Genomic DNA, 15,791 nt, shown 5'->3' with positions numbered 1-15,791 from the left:
TTGCTCCTGAGATGAATCGACGACGTGGCCTTCCCAGAAGACCACGCCCAACATAGCATCGCGCATGACGGGGAAGAGGAAGGGGATCGGTTTGTTTGGCGACTGCCAATCTACCAACCTCCGAACCGTCAACCACTACTTCCCCCAGATTGCGCGAAGAACCTCTTTTTATAGGAGCCTCCCGAGGGAGGCTCCTATCGCACAGCGTGTCAGTGGCCGCGCTTGCGCAGACGTTGAATCGCAGCGAGTTGCGCCACCGCCTCGGCCAGTTCGGCTTGAGCCTTGGCATAGTCGATCTCGGAACCCTGGTTGACCAGCGCTTCCTCGGCCTTCTTCTTGGCTTCCAGCGCCTTGGCTTCGTCCAGGTCCTTGCCGCGGATGGCAGTATCAGCCAGCACGGTCACCAGACCCGGCTGCACCTCCAGCATGCCGCCAGCGACGAAGACCAGTTCTTCTTCCACCTGATTCGGCACCTTCACCCGCACTGCGCCCGGCTTGATCCGGGTCATCAGCGGCATGTGACCAGGCAGAATGCCAAGCTCGCCCGCCTCGCCCGGCAGCGCGACGAACTCCGCCAAGCCGGAAAAGATCTGCTCTTCCGCGCTGACGATGTCGACGTGAACCGTCATTGCCATGGTATGTCCTCTTCAAAACCGCACGGGCCCAAAGGCCCGCACGGAGGGCGCATTACTGCAGCTTCTTCGCCTTCTCGATCGCTTCCTCGATGCCGCCGACCATGTAGAAGGCCTGCTCGGGGAGGTGATCGTACTCGCCGCTGACGATCGCCTTGAAGCCGGCGATGGTGTCCTTCAGCGATACGTACTTGCCGGGAGAGCCGGTGAAGACTTCGGCAACGTGGAAAGGCTGCGACAGGAAGCGCTGGATCTTACGCGCGCGGGCCACGGCGAGCTTGTCCTCCGGGGACAGTTCGTCCATACCCAGAATCGCGATGATGTCGCGCAATTCCTTGTACTTCTGCAGGGTCTGCTGAACCTGGCGAGCCACGCTGTAGTGCTCTTCGCCAACAACCAGCGGATCCAGCTGGCGGCTGGTGGAGTCGAGCGGATCGACCGCCGGGTAGATACCCAGGGCGGCGATGTCACGCGACAGCACGACGGTGGAGTCCAGGTGCAGGAAGGTGGTGGCAGGGGACGGGTCGGTCAAGTCATCCGCGGGCACATACACGGCCTGGATGGAGGTGATCGAACCGACCTTGGTGGAGGTGATGCGCTCCTGCAGACGCCCCATTTCTTCCGCCAGCGTCGGCTGGTAGCCCACCGCGGAAGGCATACGGCCCAGCAGCGCGGACACTTCGGTACCGGCCAGGGTGTAGCGGTAGATGTTGTCCACGAAGAACAGGATGTCGCGGCCTTCGTCGCGGAAACGCTCGGCCATGGTCAGGCCGGTCAGCGCAACACGCAGGCGGTTGCCCGGGGGTTCGTTCATCTGACCGAACACCATCGCAACCTTGTCGAGAACGTTGGAGTCCTTCATCTCGTGGTAGAAGTCGTTGCCCTCACGGGTACGCTCGCCCACGCCAGCAAACACCGACAAGCCCGAGTGCTGCTTGGCGATGTTGTTGATCAGCTCCATCATGTTCACGGTCTTGCCCACGCCGGCGCCGCCGAACAGGCCGACCTTGCCGCCCTTGGCGAACGGGCAGATCAGGTCGATAACCTTGATGCCGGTCTCGAGCAGTTCCACGGACGGGGACAGTTCGTCGAACTTCGGGGCCTTCTGATGGATCGCGCGCAGCTCGTCGGTCTCGACCGGGCCGGCCTCGTCGATCGGGCGGCCGAGCACGTCCATGATGCGACCCAGCGTACCGTGGCCAACCGGCACCGAGATCGGCTTGCCGGTGTTGGACACCTTCATGCCGCGGCGCAGGCCGTCGGAGGAACCCAGGGCAATCGTACGCACCACGCCGTCGCCGAGCTGTTGCTGGACCTCGAAGGTCAAGCCAACTTCGGCAAAGGAGTCGGTGGCGTCGTCAAGCTTCAGGGCGTCATACACCTTGGGCATCGCGTCGCGCGGGAACTGGATGTCCACCACCGCGCCGATGCACTGAACGATAGTACCGTTACTCATCGTCTTTCCTTAATCAATAATCCGTTAGACCGCGGCGGCGCCACCGACGATTTCCGACAGCTCCTTGGTGATCGCGGCCTGCCGGGTCTTGTTGTAGACCAGCTGCAGTTCGCCAATCACGTTCTTGGCATTGTCGGATGCGGCCTTCATCGCCACCATGCGCGCGCTCTGTTCGGACGCCATGTTCTCCGCGACCGCCTGATACACCAGCGCTTCGACGTAACGCACCAGCATTTCGTCGATCACCACCTGGGGATCCGGCTCGTAGAGATAATCCCAGGAGGTATCCGGCGTGCCGAGCTTGTCGCCCGACAGCGGGAGCAGCTGCTCCAGCACCGGCTCCTGCTTCATGGTGTTGATGAAGCGCGTGTAGGCCACGTAAACCGCGTCGAGCTCGTCGTTCTGGAACGCGTCGAGCATCACCTTGACCGGACCGATCAGCTTTTCCAGGTGCGGCGTGTCGCCAAGATGCACGACATGCGACACCACCTTCGCCCCCATACGCTGCATGAAGCCGAAACCCTTGTTGCCGATGCAGCAGGCACGGATCTCGGTGGCGCCAGCGGCGTCCCATTCCTTCATGGCATTCAGCGCGATACGCTGGACGTTGGTGTTGAGACCACCACAAAGCCCCTTGTCGGTGGTCACCAGGATGAGCCCCACCCGCTTGACTTGGTCCTTCTGGACCAGGAAGGGGTGCTTGTAATCGGTCACATTGGCCTGGGACAGGTTCGCGGCGAGTCGGCGGATTTTCTCGGCATAGGGACGGGCAGCACGCATCCGGTCCTGCGCCTTGCGCATTTTGGATGCGGCCACCATTTCCATGGCCTTGGTGATCTTGCGCGTGTTTTGCACGCTCTTGATCTTGGTACGGATTTCCTTACCGCTAGCCATATTCCGTCTCCGTCAGCGGCCTCAGGCCCAGCTCTTCTTGAACTCGGTGATGGCGGCAACGAGAGCCTTCTCGCCTTCTCCATCGAGTTCCTTCGTCGCTGCGATCTTGGCCACCAGGTCAGGATTCTTGGACTTCACGAACTGCTGCAGACCGGATTCGAACGCCAGCACGCGGGACACTTCGACGTCGTCGAAGTAGCCGTTGTTGACCGCGTACAGGGTCACAGCCATGTCGGAAATGGACAGCGGTGCGTACTGAGCCTGCTTCATCAGCTCGGTAACACGGCGGCCACGCTCCAGCTGCTTGCGGGTCGCATCATCCAGATCGGAAGCGAACTGGGCGAACGCAGCGAGTTCGCGGTACTGGGCCAAGTCGGTACGGATGCCGCCGGACAGCTTCTTCACGACCTTGGTCTGGGCGGCGCCACCGACGCGGGACACCGAGATACCGGCGTTGATCGCGGGACGGATACCGGCGTTGAACAGGTCGGTTTCCAGGAAGATCTGGCCGTCGGTGATCGAGATGACGTTGGTCGGAACGAAGGCGGACACGTCGCCCGCCTGGGTTTCGATCACCGGCAGCGCGGTCAGGGAACCGGTCTTGCCCTTCACCTCGCCATTGGTGAACTTCTCGACGTAGTCGGCGTTCACACGCGCAGCGCGCTCCAGCAGGCGGGAGTGCAGGTAGAACACGTCGCCCGGGTAGGCTTCGCGGCCCGGCGGACGGCGCAGCAGCAGGGAGATCTGGCGATACGCCCAGGCCTGCTTGGTCAGATCGTCATAGACGATCAGCGCGTCCTGACCACGGTCGCGGAAGTACTCGCCCATGGTGCAGCCGGCATAGGCCGACAGGTACTGCATGGCGGCGGACTCGGAAGCGGTCGCGGCGACGACGATGGTGTATTCCATCGCACCGTGCTCTTCCAGCTTGCGCACCACGTTGGCAACGGTCGAAGCCTTCTGACCGATCGCCACGTAGACGCAGAACATGTCCTGGCCTTTCTGGTTGATGATGGCATCGACGGCCACGGCGGTCTTGCCGGTCTGGCGGTCACCGATGATCAGCTCGCGCTGACCCCGGCCGATCGGCACCATGGAGTCAACCGACTTCAGACCGGTCTGCACCGGCTGGGAGACGGACTGGCGGGCGATGACGCCCGGCGCGACCTTCTCGATCTTGTCGGTGAGCTTGGCGTTGATCGGGCCCTTGCCGTCAATCGGCTGACCCAGCGCGTTCACGACGCGGCCGATCAGCTCAGGGCCGACGGGCACTTCGAGAATGCGGCCGGTGGCCTTGACGGTGTCGCCTTCGGTGATGTGCTCGTATTCGCCGAGCACCACCGCACCAACGGAGTCGCGTTCGAGGTTCAGCGCCAGACCGAAGGTGTTGCCGGGAAACTCCAGCATTTCGCCTTGCATGACGTCGGTGAGGCCGTGGATACGGGTGATGCCGTCGGTGACGGAAACCACCGTGCCCTCGTTGCGCGACGTGGCGGCGAGCTGCAGGTTCTGAATCCGGCTCTTAATCAGATCACTGATTTCAGAGGGGTTGAGTTGCATTTTGCGATAACTCCTAGTTCTTGAGCGCAGCGGCCATGTTCGCGAGCTTGCCGCGGACCGAGGCGTCGATCACTTCGTCGCCGACGGCGATGCGGACCCCACCGATGAGCTGGGGGTCGATACTGACGGTCACGTTCAGCTGAGCATGGAAGCGGGCTTCCAGGTCGGCCTTCAGTGCAGCCAGGGCGGCATCGTCGAGGGGGAAGGCGGAGGCGATCTGAGCCTCCAGGACACCTTCTTGTTCGTTCTTCAGCGCAACGAACAGGTCACGGATCTCGGGAAGCACCTGCAGGCGTTCGTTTTCCGCGAGGATGCGGACGAAGTTCTGCTGTTCGGCGGACAGGTTACCGGCCACGTCCTCGACCAGCTTCGTCAGCTGGTCGGTCGACAGATTGGGATCGGTGATGCAGGCCCGCATGGAAGAATCGGCCGCCACAGAGGCAAGCCGATCCAGTGCTTCCGACCAAGGCCCCAGCGCATCTGCCCCGCGAGCCAGCTCGAAGGCGGCATCGGCATAGGGGCGCGCGATGGTGACGTTCTCGGCCATGACTTATTGCAGTTCCTGTTTCAGGTTGGCAAGCAGCTCGGCATGCACCTGGGCGTTGATTTCACGGCGCAGGATCTTCTCCGCGCCGGCAACCGCCAGGTTGGCGACTTGGTCGCGCAGGGCTTCCTTGGCGCGCTGGGCGGCGGCACCGGCTTCGGCTTCCGCGGCTTCACGCGCTTGGCTCACGATGCGGGAGGCTTCGGCACGCGCTTCGTCGATCAGCTGGCTCGCCTGCTTTTCAGCGGAGGCCCGCACATCGCCCGCGGATTCGCGGGCCTTGCGCAGTTCCTCGACGACCTTCTTCTCGGCGAGAGCCAGATCGGCCTTGGCCTTATCCGCAGCTGCCAGCCCATCCGCGATTTTCTTCGCGCGCTCGTCGAGTGCCTTCACGATGGGCGGCCACACGAATTTCATCGTGAACCACGCCAGGATGAAGAACACAACGAGCTGGGCTATCAGGGTTGCGTTCAGATTCACTGTTCTAGGCCCTCAGTGATGTTAGAGGAACTCGAACCGATCAGAGCTGGAACGGGTTGGCGAAGGCGAACATCATCGCGATACCGACGCCGATCAGGAAGGCGGCGTCGATCAGGCCGGCCAGCAGGAACATCTTGGTTTGCAGCGCGTTCATCAGCTCGGGCTGACGAGCGGAGGCTTCGAGGTACTTGGACCCCATGATGCCGATACCGATGCAAGCACCGATGGCGCCCAGACCGATGATCAGACCAGCAGCCAGCGCAACAAAACCCAGAACGTTTTCCATGACGACTCCTTAGTTAAAGTAAAGATGGTTGAAGCTTTGAAACCAGTACTGCGAAAACGGGATCAGTGACCTTCGTGGGCCTGACCGATGTACACCAGGGTCAGCATCATGAAGATGAAGGCCTGCAAGGTGATGATCAGGATGTGGAAGATCGCCCAGATCGACCCGGCAACCACGTGGCCGACGAAGCCGAACACGGTGGCGGTGCTGCCCAGCAGCGCGATCAGGATGAAGATCAGCTCGCCGGCGTACATGTTGCCGAACAGTCGCATGCCATGGGATACGGTCTTGGCGACGAACTCGATGATCTGCATCGCAAAGTTCACCGGGTAGAGCAGAGGGTGGTTGCCGAAGGGCGCGGTGAAGAGCTCATGCACCCAGCCGCCGAAACCCTTGATCTTGACGTTGTAATAGAGGCACAGCAGCAGCACGCCGCAGGACATGCCCAGCGTAGCCGACAAGTCTGCGGTGGCGACAACGCGCTGGTAGGCGTGATGGGGATCACCGCCCCCCGCCGCGTAGATGCCTTCCCAGATGCGCGGCAGCAGGTCCACCGGCAGCAGGTCCATCGCGTTCATCAGGAAGATCCAGACGAACACGGTAAGGGCCAGCGGGGCCACGAACTTGCGGGATTCGGCGCTGTGGATGATGCCCTTGGCCTGATCGGCCACCATTTCGACCAGCAGTTCCACGAACCCCTGGAAGCGACCCGGAACGCCGGAAGTAGCCTTGCGGGCAGCGAGCCACAGCATGAAGACGGTGACGAGGCCGATTACGATGGAATAGAACATCGAATCGAGGTTGATGACGGTCCAATCGACGATGTTCTGCTGCGCGTGGCCGGTGTTGTTGAGGTGCGTCAGGTGGTGAACGACGTACTCGGATGCGGTGGGAGCGTGCCCTTCTGTAGCCATGGTCAGGTTTTCACCAAAAATGCAAATAAATTCGCTTTGAGCGCCAGAATCAGTCCAATCAACAGAGCGCCCCAATGGACGTCCGGATACAGGACCAGAATCAACGCCAACAATCCCACTATCGAGACGACCTTGATGAGCTCGCCTACGACGAAAGCAGCCACACTAGCCCCGGATCTTTTCGCCAGCATCCTCAGCCGCAGCGCAAACACCCATCCTGGCAAGGCACACGCCATACCGCCTGCGGCAGCGGAAATCGCCCCGCGCAGCCCGAAAAAAAAGGCCGCGATGGCCGTTGCCAGGAGGGTCGCACCCAACTGAAGGAGTACCGCTTTCAGCATCGCAATTTCACCGGCATCAGCCGGCACGGGGTGGCCGCCGAAAAATCCCGCGCATACTAGGGGTTAACCACATCAAAGTCAAACCTGAAACCCAGGCTTTTTGGCAGTTCGGCATAGCCATTTACCTGGGAGGGCCTTTGCATTTTGCGGCTCCGCACCAAAGTCGTCCGGATTGACAATTCATGCTCACCTTCATGAACATTTGGACATGAACACGGACTATTCCCGAGCCATTCCTGAAGCATGGCAGCACATGTCCCGCGTCTTCACCGCGCTGGGCGACGAGCATCGCCAGCGCATCCTGCTGACCTTTGAGCGCGGCGAGCGACTCAACGTCAGCCAAATCGTCGCAGTGTCCACGCTGTCGCGGCCGGCGGTGTCCCACCATCTGAAGATCCTGCGCGAAGCCGGCGTGCTGGGTTCGGAGAAGGTCGGCAAGGAAGTCTTTTTCTGGGTGAACAAGCCTTTCCTGGCCGAGACCTTCGACAACACGCGAGCCTATCTTGAAGAGCACCTCTGACCGTTGATCTCTATACGTCGAAATGTCTAGACATATAGTCACGACATAGGCATGATGCGCGGCATTCCATCCCGTCCGGGGCCTTGCCGTCATGCTGAAAGCTGTCCTGAAGTCCGCCCTCCGCCTGGTGTTTCGCCTGTTATTCCACGTCCGCATCACGGGCCTGCAGCACCTGCAGCCAGCCTCCCGCCTGCTGATCGTCGCCAACCATGAGTCCTTCCTGGATGGCCTGCTGATCGGGCTCTTCTTGCCGCTCGACCCAGTCTTCGTCGTCCATACCGGCGTCACCCGGCGCTTCTGGCTGCGGGCGGTGCTGGCGCTCGTGGACCATCTGGCGGTCGATCCGGCCAATCCGATGGCGATGAAGCGGGTGATCCGCCTGCTCGAGTCCGGCCGGCCGGTGGTGATCTTCCCCGAGGGCCGCATCACCACCACTGGCAGCCTGATGAAGGTCTACGAAGGCCCGGCCTTCGTCGCCGCGCGCACTGGCGCCACCGTGCTGCCGCTGCGGGTGGAGGGCGCCGGCCGCAGCCACTTTTCCCGCGTCGCCGGACGCCATCCGCGACACCTGCTGCCGCGCATCACGCTGAACCTGCAGCCGGCCACCCGCATCGACATGCCGCCAGCACCCACCGCGCGCCAGCGCCGCCGCCTCGCCGGCGAGACCATGCGCCGGCTGATGCAGGAGATGCTGTTCGCCTCCCGCCCCGAGCAGACGCTGTTCGAAGCCCTGCTGGATGCCGCGGCCATCCACGGGCGCAGCCGGCCGGTGGTCGAGGACATGAAGCAGATCGAGTACAGCTACGGCGATCTGCTGAAGATGACGCTGATGCTCGGCCGCCTCGCCGCCCGCCACAGCGCCGGTGGAGAGCGCGTGGGCGTGTTGCTGCCCAACCTGGCGCCGACGCTGGGCCTGATCTTCGGCCTCAATGCCTTCGGCCGCGTGCCGGCGATGCTGAACTACACCGCCGGCGCCGATGGCCTGCAGGCGGCTTGCACCGTCGCCTGCCTGCGCACCGTCATCACCTCGCGCGCCTTCGCCACCCAGGCGCGGCTGGAGGAGAAGCTGGCGGCGCTCACCGGCGTGGCGCTGATCTATCTGGAAGACCTGCGGGAAAAGGTGACGCTGGGCGACAAGCTATGGCTGCTGCTGTGGGCGCTGCGCTTCCCCCGCCTGGCCACCAGCCGGCTGTCCCCGGAGGACCCGGCGGTGGTGCTGTTCACTTCCGGCTCTGAGGGCAAGCCCAAGGGTGTGGTGCTGGCCCAGCGTGCGCTGCTGGCCAACATCGCCCAGGTGCGGGCGGTGATCGACATCTCGCCGGAGGACCGCATGCTCAACGCGCTGCCACTGTTCCACTCCTTCGGCCTCACCGGCGGCGCCCTGTTGCCGGTGCTGTCGGGCGCGGACGTCTTCCTCTACCCCTCGCCACTGCACTACCGGGTGATTCCCGAGCTGGCCTATGACCGTGGCTGCACCGTACTGCTGGGCACCGGCACCTTCCTCGGCAACTACGCGAAGTTCGCTCATCCCTACGACTTCTACCGCCTGCGCTACGTCATCGCCGGCGCCGAGAAACTGGCCGAGTCGGTGCGGGAGGCCTGGTTCGAGAAGTTCGGCATCCGCATCTTCGAGGGTTACGGCGCCACCGAGACTGCGCCGGTGCTGGCAGTCAATACGCCGATGGCCTATCGCAGCGGCACCGTCGGCCAGTTGCTGCCGGGCGTGGAGGCCAAGCTGATCCCGGTGCCGGGCATAGATCGCGGCGGCATGCTGCATGTGCGCGGCCCCAACCTGATGTCCGGCTACCTGCGCTTCGAACGGCCGGGCGAGCTGCAGCCGGCCACCTCGGAACTGGGGGCCGGCTGGTATGAGACCGGCGACGTGGTGGATATCGACGACGACGGCTTCCTGCGCATCGTCGGCCGGGTGAAGCGCTTCGCCAAGGTGGCGGGCGAGATGGTATCGCTGGAAGTAGTGGAGAAGCTGGCGGTGCAGGCGGCACCGCATGCCAGCCACGCCGCCACCGCGCTGGCCGATGCGGCGCGCGGCGAGAACATCATCCTGTTCTCCACCGATGCCGCGCTGAACCGCGAGCAACTGCAGGGCGCCGCCCGCGCCGGCGGCTGGCCGGAGCTCGCGGTGCCGCGGCGCATCGTTGCCGTGCCGGCGCTGCCGCTGCTGGGCACCGGCAAGATCGACTATGTAACCCTGAAGCAATGGGCGGAGGCCGCCTGATGGACATGCCCCGCTCGCCGCTGCGCCGCCGGCTGTTGTTCACCGGCGCCGGTCTTGCCCTCACCGCCGGCCTGGGCGCGGCCGTGGCCTCCCGCGCCAGGCTGCTGAACAGCTGCCTGGCTGATCTGCCCGCCGATCCCGCAGTCCACGACCTGCTCGCCGCCGCCTGGGAAGGCGTGAACGCCAGCGCCGTCTGGGACATGCATGTGCACCTCGCCGGCACTGGCGACTCCGGCCGCGGCATCGAGGTCTCCCCGGCGATGGATTCGCTGCTGCATCCCCAGCAATACGCGCAGAAGCTGTTTTACCTCAACGCCGGCTGCGTGGATCAGGCGCCCGGCCGGGTTGATGACAGCTACATCGCCCGCCTGCACAACCTCTGCCTGGCCGCGCCCGCGGGCTTCAAGCTGCTGCTGTATGCCTTCGACCGCGCCCACGATGCCGACGGCCGCCCGCTGCCGCTGGGAAGCGGCCTTTACGTGCCGGATGCCTATGCCCGCGAAGTGGCCGCAGCGCTGCCGCAGCATTTCGAGTGGGCCTGCTCCATCCACCCCTGGCGGGAAGACGCGGTCTCCGCCCTGCGCGCCGCCGCGGCCCAGGGCGCCCGCGCGGTGAAGTGGCTGCCGCCGGTGATGGGCATAGACCCGGCTTCATCGCGCTGCGACGCTTTCTACGCCGAACTGGCGCGGCTGCAACTGCCGCTGATCACCCACGTCGGCGAGGAGCGCGCGGTGCATGGCCCGGGCCGGCCGGAGTGGTCCAGCCCGCTGCGCCTGCGCCGCGCGCTGGAGCATGGCGTGCGGGTGGTGGTCGCCCACTGCGGCAGCCTGGGCAGCGACATCGACACCGATCACGGCGGCGATGCCGGCCCGCGCCTGCCCACCTTCGACCTCTTCGCCCGCATGATGGACGAGCCCCGGCATGCCGGCCTGCTGCTCGGCGACATCTCCGCCATCACCCTCGCCAACCGCGAGCCGGAAGTCATCCGCAGCCTGGTGGAGCGCCAGGAATGGCACCAGCGTCTGCTGTTCGGCAGCGACTACCCGCTGCCCGGCATCGTGCCGCTGATCCCGCTGGAACGGCTAGTGAGCGAACGGCTGCTGGACGCCGCCGCGGTGCCCGCGCTGCAGCGCCTGCGCCACCACAATCCCATCCTGTTCGACCTCGCCCTCAAGCGCCGGTTACGCTCGCGCGGCCGCAGCCTTGCCACCGCGATATTCGAAACACGCCGCCATTTCATGGATCATCTGGTCGATTCCAACCGGAGTGCCGCATGAGTCACCAGTTCGCGCTGATGCGCCAACGCCGCTTCCTGCCCTTTTTCTTCACCCAGTTCCTCGGCGCCTTCAACGACAACGTCTACAAGAATGCGCTGGTGGTGCTGCTCACCTTCCAGGCCGCGCGCTACACCACGCTGCCGCCGGGCATCCTGGTGAACCTGTGCGCCGGGCTCTTCATCCTGCCCTTCTTCCTGTTCTCCGCCACCGCCGGCCAGATCGCCGACAAGTACGAGAAGAGCCGGCTGATCCGCCTCACCAAGCTGCTGGAGATCGGTGTCATGGCGCTCGCCAGCCTCGCCTTCGCGCTGGAGTCGCTGGCGCTGATGTTGGCCTGCCTGTTCCTGATGGGCGCCCAATCCGCCCTGTTCGGGCCGGTGAAGTACGCCATCCTGCCGCAGCACCTGCAGGAAGATGAACTGGTGGGCGGCAACGCGCTGGTCGAATCCGGCACCTTCATCGCCATCCTCATCGGCACCCTGGCGGGCGGCCTGCTGGTGGCGATGGAGCACGGCACGGTGTGGGTATCGGCGGTGGTCGTAATCCTGGCGGTGCTGGGCTACCTCGCCTGCCGCGGTATCCCTACCGCGCCGGCCGCCGCGCCGGCGCTGTGCATCAACTGGAACCCGCTGACCGAAACCTGGCGCAACCTGCGCTTCACCCGCGGCAACCGCAGCGTCTTCCTCGCCATCCTCGGCATCTCCTGGTTCTGGTTCTACGGCGCGGTCTTCCTCTCCCAGTTTCCCGCCTATGCCAAGGACGTACTGGGCGGCGACGAGAACGCGGTGGTGATGCTGCTGGCGGTGTTCTCCATCGGCATCGGCATCGGCTCGCTGCTGTGCGAGCGGCTGTCCACCGGCCATGTGGAGATCGGCCTGGTGCCTTTCGGCTCCATCGGCCTGTCGCTATTCGCCCTCGATCTGTGGTGGGCCAGCCCGGTATGGGCCAGCCCCGCGGCCGCCGCCGCGCCTATCGCCGAACTGTTGGCCCGCGCCGGCACCTGGCGGGTGTTGTTCGACCTGCTCGCCATCGGCATCTTCGGCGGCTTCTACATCGTGCCGCTGTATGCGCTGATTCAGAGCCGCAGCGAGCCGGAGCACCGCTCCCGCATCATCGCCGGCAACAACATCCTCAACGCCCTGTTCATGGTGGTGGCCGCCGGCATGGGCGCCGGCCTGCTCGCCGCCGGGCTGAACGGGCCGCAACTCTTCCTCGTCACCGGCCTGCTCAACGTCGCGGTGGCGATCTACATCTACACCCTGGTACCGGAGTTCCTGCTGCGCTTCCTGGTCTGGCTGCTGGTGCACAGCATCTACCGGCTGCAGGTGCAGGGTATCCACCATGTGCCGGAGAAGGGGCCGGCGGTGCTGGTGTGCAACCATGTGAGCTTCGTCGACGCGCTGGTCATCATGGCCGCCAGCCCGCGCCCCATCCGCTTCGTCATGCACCACCAGATCTTCCGCTGGCCGCTGCTGCGCTTCCTGTTCCGCGAGAGCCGGGCGATTCCCATTACGTCGCCCAAGGCCGATCCGGTGATGGCCGCCCGCGCCTTCGACGACATCGCTGCCGCGCTGGATGCCGGCGAGCTGATCGCCATCTTCCCGGAAGGCCGCCTGACCGGCGACGGCGAGATCGATACCTTCCGCCCCGGCGTGCGCCGCATCCTGGCGCGCAACCCGGTGCCGGTGGTGCCGATGGCGCTGCGCGGACTGTGGGGCAGCTTCTTCTCGCGCAAGGGCGGCAAGGCGATGACACGGCCGCTGCGCCGAGGCATCTTCAACCGCATCGAGCTGGTATGCGGCGAGGCGCTGGCTGCCGCCGAGGCCACGCCGGATGCTCTGCAACGGCGCGTCGCCGAGCTGCGCGGCGCCCAGGCCTGATCGAGAGAGAATGCCGGCGATGAAACTACTGCTGTGGATACTCGCCGGCGCCGCAGCCGGGTGGCTGGGCGAAGCCCCCGGCCTGCTGGCCGGTGCGCTGCTGGGCGGGCTGGTCGGCAGCCTGCAACTGCGGCAGGACCGCCTCGACCAGCAGGAGAAACGCCTGTCGACATTAGAGACGGAGCTCGTTGCGCTGCGCAGGCAGCTGCGACAGGGCATGGCGCAGCCGCAGTCCGCCCTCGTGCCGCCTCCGCTTCCATCCCAACCGGCCAACGCACCGGTATCGACAGCGGCGGAGGAAACGCTGCACTTCGACCTCGATCTGCCTGCGGCCACAAGCGATACCACGCCCGCTGCACCTGCACCAGTTCCGCTGGCCACGACGCGCCCAGCACCAGCCGGCGCCGACAGCAGCTTCGATCTCGACGCCCTTCATGAGCGCTTCCGCGCCTGGCTGTTCGGCGGCAACCTGATGGTGCGCGCCGGCTTGCTGGTGCTGTTCTTCGGCCTCGCCTTCCTCGCCCGCTACGCCACCGAGAACTTCCAGCTGTCGCCAGCGCTGCGGCTGGGCGGCATTGCCAGTGTCGGCCTGGTGCTGGCGGCCGTGGGCTGGCGCTTGCGCGAACGCCGCCGCGGCTACGCCCTCAGCCTGCAGGGCGGCGGCATCGCGGTGCTCTACCTGGTGAGCTTCGCCGCGCTGCGGCTGTATGGCCTGCTGGAGGCGGGGCAGGCGCTGGCGCTGATGGTGGCGCTGGTCGCCGTCAGCGCCTGGCTGGCGCTGCGGCAGGACGCGCCGGTGCTGGCCATCATCGGCAGCGCCGGCGGCTTCGCCGCGCCCATCCTCACCTCTACCGGCGCCGGCAACCATGTGCAGCTGTTCGGCTACTACGCCCTGCTCAACGCCGGCATCCTGCTGCTCGCCTGGCGCCGGGCCTGGCGCGGCCTCAACCTCACCGGCGCGCTGTTTACCTTCGGCATCGGCCTCGCCTGGGGCTTCCATTACTACCAGCCGGCCCACTTCGGCTCGGTCGAACCCTTCCTGCTGCTGTTCTGGCTGATGTATCTCGCCGCCGCCGTGGCTTATTCCTGGCGGCATGCGCCGCGGGTGGACACCCTGCTGCTGTTCGCGGTGCCGGCGGTGGCCTTCGGCCTGCAGGCGGCGCTGGTGCATGACATGCGCTATGGCCTGGCCTGGAGCGCCGCCGCCGCCGGCGCGCTCTACCTGCTGCTCGCCGCCGGGCTGCACCGCCGTCGCCGCAGCGAACTCAGCCCACTGCGGGACGCGCTGCTCGCCCTCGGCATCGTCTTTGCCACTCTGGCCATTCCGCTGGCGGTAAGCGGCCACTGGAGCGCCGCCGCCTGGGCGCTGGAGGGCGCGGCGCTGTGGTGGGTCGGCCTGCGCCAGCGGCGCTGGCTGGCGAGCGCCGCTGGCCTGCTGCTGCAGCTGGGCGCCGGCCTGATGTTCGCCGAAACCCTGAGCCAGGGCGGCCAATTGCGTGCTTTGCCGCTGCTCAACAGTGCCTGGCTGGGCAGCAGCCTGATCGCGGCCGCCGGCCTGCTGAGCGCCTGGTTCGCCCATCGCGAAGCCCAACGCTGCCCGCCGGCCGTCGGCCTGGGCCTGCTGGGCTGGGCCCTGCTGTGGTGGCTCACCGGCGGCTGGGCGGAAATCGATGCCCATCTCTACACCGGGCTGCGCCCGGCCGCCCAGCTGCTGTTCTTCGCCGCCACCGCGGCTACCGCGACCTGGGCCGCCGACCGGCTGGACTGGAGCGGACTGCGACTGGCAGGCCTGCTGCCGCTGGCCGGCATGGTGCTGAACCTGCTGCAGGCCTGGAGCTACGGCGTGCCGCCCTCGGAACATCTGGGCTGGCTGGCCTGGCCGCTGGCGCTGACCGCCCATTACCACGCGCTGCGCGCGCTGCAACGCGGCCCGCTGCCGGCGCCGCTGCTCGGCCATCTGCATGGCGCCGGCGTGGTGCTGGTCGCGGTCGCGCTGGCGCGGGATCTCGGCCTGCGGCTGCAGACGCCGGAGCTGGGCGGGGCCTGGGCACTGGCCGCACTGGCGCTGCCGGTGGCCTTGCTGCTGGGCCTGCTGGTCCGCCTGTCGCGCGGGCAGCGCTGGCCGATGACGCAGTGGCGGGCGGCCTACCTGCTCTCCGCCGGCGCGCCACTGGCTGCCGGTCTGGCGTTGTGGAGCCTCGCGCTGCAGCTGCCCAGCGCCGGCGATCCGGCACCTTTTTCTTATCTACCGCTGCTGAATCCGCTGGAGCTGGTGCTGGTGGCGGCACTGGGCGTCATCGCCCTCTGGCTGCGCGCCTTGCGTCGGGAGCACTTGCTGGCGGCCCCGGTGCTGGAGCGCCTGCGCTGGCTGCTCGCCGCGCTGGTCTTCATCGTCGCCAACGGCGTGCTGCTGCGGGCCATGCACCACCTGGGCGGGCTGGCCTGGGAGCCGCTCGCGCTGCTCGCCGACAGCCGTGCCCAGACCGGGCTGTCGCTGTTCTGGGCGCTGCTCGGCCTGAGCCTGATGCTGCTGGCCAACCGCCGCGGCAGCCGCCTGCCCTGGCTGGCTGGCGCCGGGCTGATGGCGGCGGTGGTAGCCAAGCTTTTCCTGGTGGACATGGCGGCCAGCGGCACCCTGGAACGCATCGTCGCCTTCATCAGCGCCGGCGTGGTGTTGCTGGTGGTGGGCTACTTCTCGCCGCTGCCGCCGCGAGAGGGCGACAAGGCGGACAGCAAGGCGGCCGACAACGGCGCGCCGCCGGCCTAGCTGT

At 66.0% G+C, this 15,791-nt stretch carries 14 protein-coding genes; 5 read left to right on the top strand and 9 right to left on the bottom strand.

All coding sequences use genetic code 11. From position 1 onward, the window contains the following. Positions 1-209: 209 nt before the first annotated feature. From C7389_RS20870 to C7389_RS20830, 9 genes are all read right to left on the bottom strand, one after another. A complete protein-coding gene (locus C7389_RS20870; RefSeq protein ID WP_133594594.1) occupies positions 210-635 on the bottom strand; it encodes a F0F1 ATP synthase subunit epsilon in 426 nt (141 codons plus the stop codon). Between the two features lie 52 nt (positions 636-687). Continuing rightward, positions 688-2,088 (bottom strand): F0F1 ATP synthase subunit beta, encoded by a 1,401-nt coding sequence (gene atpD, locus C7389_RS20865; protein WP_133594593.1) that lies wholly within the window; start codon positions 2,086-2,088, stop codon positions 688-690. Between the two features lie 24 nt (positions 2,089-2,112). Continuing rightward, positions 2,113-2,982, bottom strand: coding sequence for a F0F1 ATP synthase subunit gamma (atpG, locus tag C7389_RS20860; RefSeq protein WP_133594592.1), 870 nt, complete (start codon positions 2,980-2,982; stop codon positions 2,113-2,115). A gap of 21 nt (positions 2,983-3,003) precedes the next feature. After that, positions 3,004-4,542 (bottom strand): F0F1 ATP synthase subunit alpha, encoded by a 1,539-nt coding sequence (atpA, locus tag C7389_RS20855; protein ID WP_133594591.1) that lies wholly within the window; start codon positions 4,540-4,542, stop codon positions 3,004-3,006. Positions 4,543-4,555: 13 nt separating this feature from the next. After that, positions 4,556-5,089 carry a F0F1 ATP synthase subunit delta gene (locus C7389_RS20850; RefSeq protein ID WP_133594590.1) on the bottom strand — a complete coding sequence of 178 codons (534 nt, stop codon included), beginning with the start codon at positions 5,087-5,089 and terminating at the stop codon, positions 4,556-4,558. A 3-nt stretch (positions 5,090-5,092) separates the two neighbouring features. Continuing rightward, entirely contained in the window at positions 5,093-5,566 is a 474-nt protein-coding gene (locus C7389_RS20845) for a F0F1 ATP synthase subunit B (RefSeq protein WP_133594589.1), read from the bottom strand. 40 nt (positions 5,567-5,606) lie between these two features. After that, positions 5,607-5,852 carry a F0F1 ATP synthase subunit C gene (atpE, locus tag C7389_RS20840; protein ID WP_002925444.1) on the bottom strand — a complete coding sequence of 82 codons (246 nt, stop codon included), beginning with the start codon at positions 5,850-5,852 and terminating at the stop codon, positions 5,607-5,609. A 62-nt stretch (positions 5,853-5,914) separates the two neighbouring features. Further along, positions 5,915-6,766 carry a F0F1 ATP synthase subunit A gene (gene atpB, locus C7389_RS20835; RefSeq protein ID WP_133594588.1) on the bottom strand — a complete coding sequence of 284 codons (852 nt, stop codon included), beginning with the start codon at positions 6,764-6,766 and terminating at the stop codon, positions 5,915-5,917. A 2-nt stretch (positions 6,767-6,768) separates the two neighbouring features. Then, entirely contained in the window at positions 6,769-7,107 is a 339-nt protein-coding gene (locus tag C7389_RS20830) for an ATP synthase subunit I (RefSeq protein WP_133594598.1), read from the bottom strand. Positions 7,108-7,360: 253 nt separating this feature from the next. Here C7389_RS20830 and C7389_RS20825 point away from each other — a divergent pair, with 253 nt between their 5' ends. The 5 genes from C7389_RS20825 (at position 7,361) to C7389_RS20805 (ending at position 15,787) form a co-directional block, all read left to right on the top strand. After that, positions 7,361-7,627 carry an ArsR/SmtB family transcription factor gene (locus tag C7389_RS20825; RefSeq protein WP_246034918.1) on the top strand — a complete coding sequence of 89 codons (267 nt, stop codon included), beginning with the start codon at positions 7,361-7,363 and terminating at the stop codon, positions 7,625-7,627. 91 nt (positions 7,628-7,718) lie between these two features. Next, on the top strand, positions 7,719-9,863 hold the full coding sequence (aas, locus tag C7389_RS20820; RefSeq protein WP_133594586.1) for a bifunctional acyl-ACP--phospholipid O-acyltransferase/long-chain-fatty-acid--ACP ligase: 2,145 nt from the start codon (positions 7,719-7,721) through the stop codon (positions 9,861-9,863). Next, the gene (locus C7389_RS20815) at positions 9,863-11,140 is read left to right on the top strand and encodes an amidohydrolase family protein (protein WP_133594585.1); all 1,278 of its coding nucleotides are present in this window, start codon (positions 9,863-9,865) and stop codon (positions 11,138-11,140) included. Before aas ends, C7389_RS20815 begins: the two co-directional genes overlap by 1 nt. Next, a complete protein-coding gene (locus C7389_RS20810) occupies positions 11,137-13,020 on the top strand; it encodes an MFS transporter (RefSeq protein ID WP_133594584.1) in 1,884 nt (627 codons plus the stop codon). Before C7389_RS20815 ends, C7389_RS20810 begins: the two co-directional genes overlap by 4 nt. A gap of 19 nt (positions 13,021-13,039) precedes the next feature. Continuing rightward, a complete protein-coding gene (locus C7389_RS20805) occupies positions 13,040-15,787 on the top strand; it encodes a DUF2339 domain-containing protein (protein WP_162851798.1) in 2,748 nt (915 codons plus the stop codon). The last annotated feature ends 4 nt before the right edge of the window (positions 15,788-15,791 follow it).

The organism is Azoarcus indigens (genome assembly GCF_004361735.1).
In the GTDB taxonomy this organism is placed as follows: Bacteria; Pseudomonadota; Gammaproteobacteria; order Burkholderiales; family Rhodocyclaceae; genus Azoarcus; species Azoarcus indigens.
Note: the sequence above shows the minus strand (reverse complement) of the source record. Positions and strands in the feature narration are given on the sequence as shown.

Bases quoted from the DNA above. Each gene is read 5' to 3' on its own strand.
- C7389_RS20870 (WP_133594594.1), bottom strand. From the start codon at position 635: ATGGCAATGACGGTTCACGTCGACATCGTCAGCGCGGAAGAGCAGATC.
- atpD (WP_133594593.1), bottom strand. From the start codon at position 2,088: ATGAGTAACGGTACTATCGTTCAGTGCATCGGCGCGGTGGTGGACATC.
- atpG (WP_133594592.1), bottom strand. From the start codon at position 2,982: ATGGCTAGCGGTAAGGAAATCCGTACCAAGATCAAGAGCGTGCAAAAC.
- atpA (WP_133594591.1), bottom strand. From the start codon at position 4,542: ATGCAACTCAACCCCTCTGAAATCAGTGATCTGATTAAGAGCCGGATT.
- C7389_RS20850 (WP_133594590.1), bottom strand. From the start codon at position 5,089: ATGGCCGAGAACGTCACCATCGCGCGCCCCTATGCCGATGCCGCCTTC.
- atpE (WP_002925444.1), bottom strand. From the start codon at position 5,852: ATGGAAAACGTTCTGGGTTTTGTTGCGCTGGCTGCTGGTCTGATCATC.
- atpB (WP_133594588.1), bottom strand. From the start codon at position 6,766: ATGGCTACAGAAGGGCACGCTCCCACCGCATCCGAGTACGTCGTTCAC.
- C7389_RS20830 (WP_133594598.1), bottom strand. From the start codon at position 7,107: ATGCTGAAAGCGGTACTCCTTCAGTTGGGTGCGACCCTCCTGGCAACG.
- C7389_RS20825 (WP_246034918.1), top strand. From the start codon at position 7,361: ATGTCCCGCGTCTTCACCGCGCTGGGCGACGAGCATCGCCAGCGCATC.
- aas (WP_133594586.1), top strand. From the start codon at position 7,719: ATGCTGAAAGCTGTCCTGAAGTCCGCCCTCCGCCTGGTGTTTCGCCTG.
- C7389_RS20815 (WP_133594585.1), top strand. From the start codon at position 9,863: ATGGACATGCCCCGCTCGCCGCTGCGCCGCCGGCTGTTGTTCACCGGC.
- C7389_RS20810 (WP_133594584.1), top strand. From the start codon at position 11,137: ATGAGTCACCAGTTCGCGCTGATGCGCCAACGCCGCTTCCTGCCCTTT.
- C7389_RS20805 (WP_162851798.1), top strand. From the start codon at position 13,040: ATGAAACTACTGCTGTGGATACTCGCCGGCGCCGCAGCCGGGTGGCTG.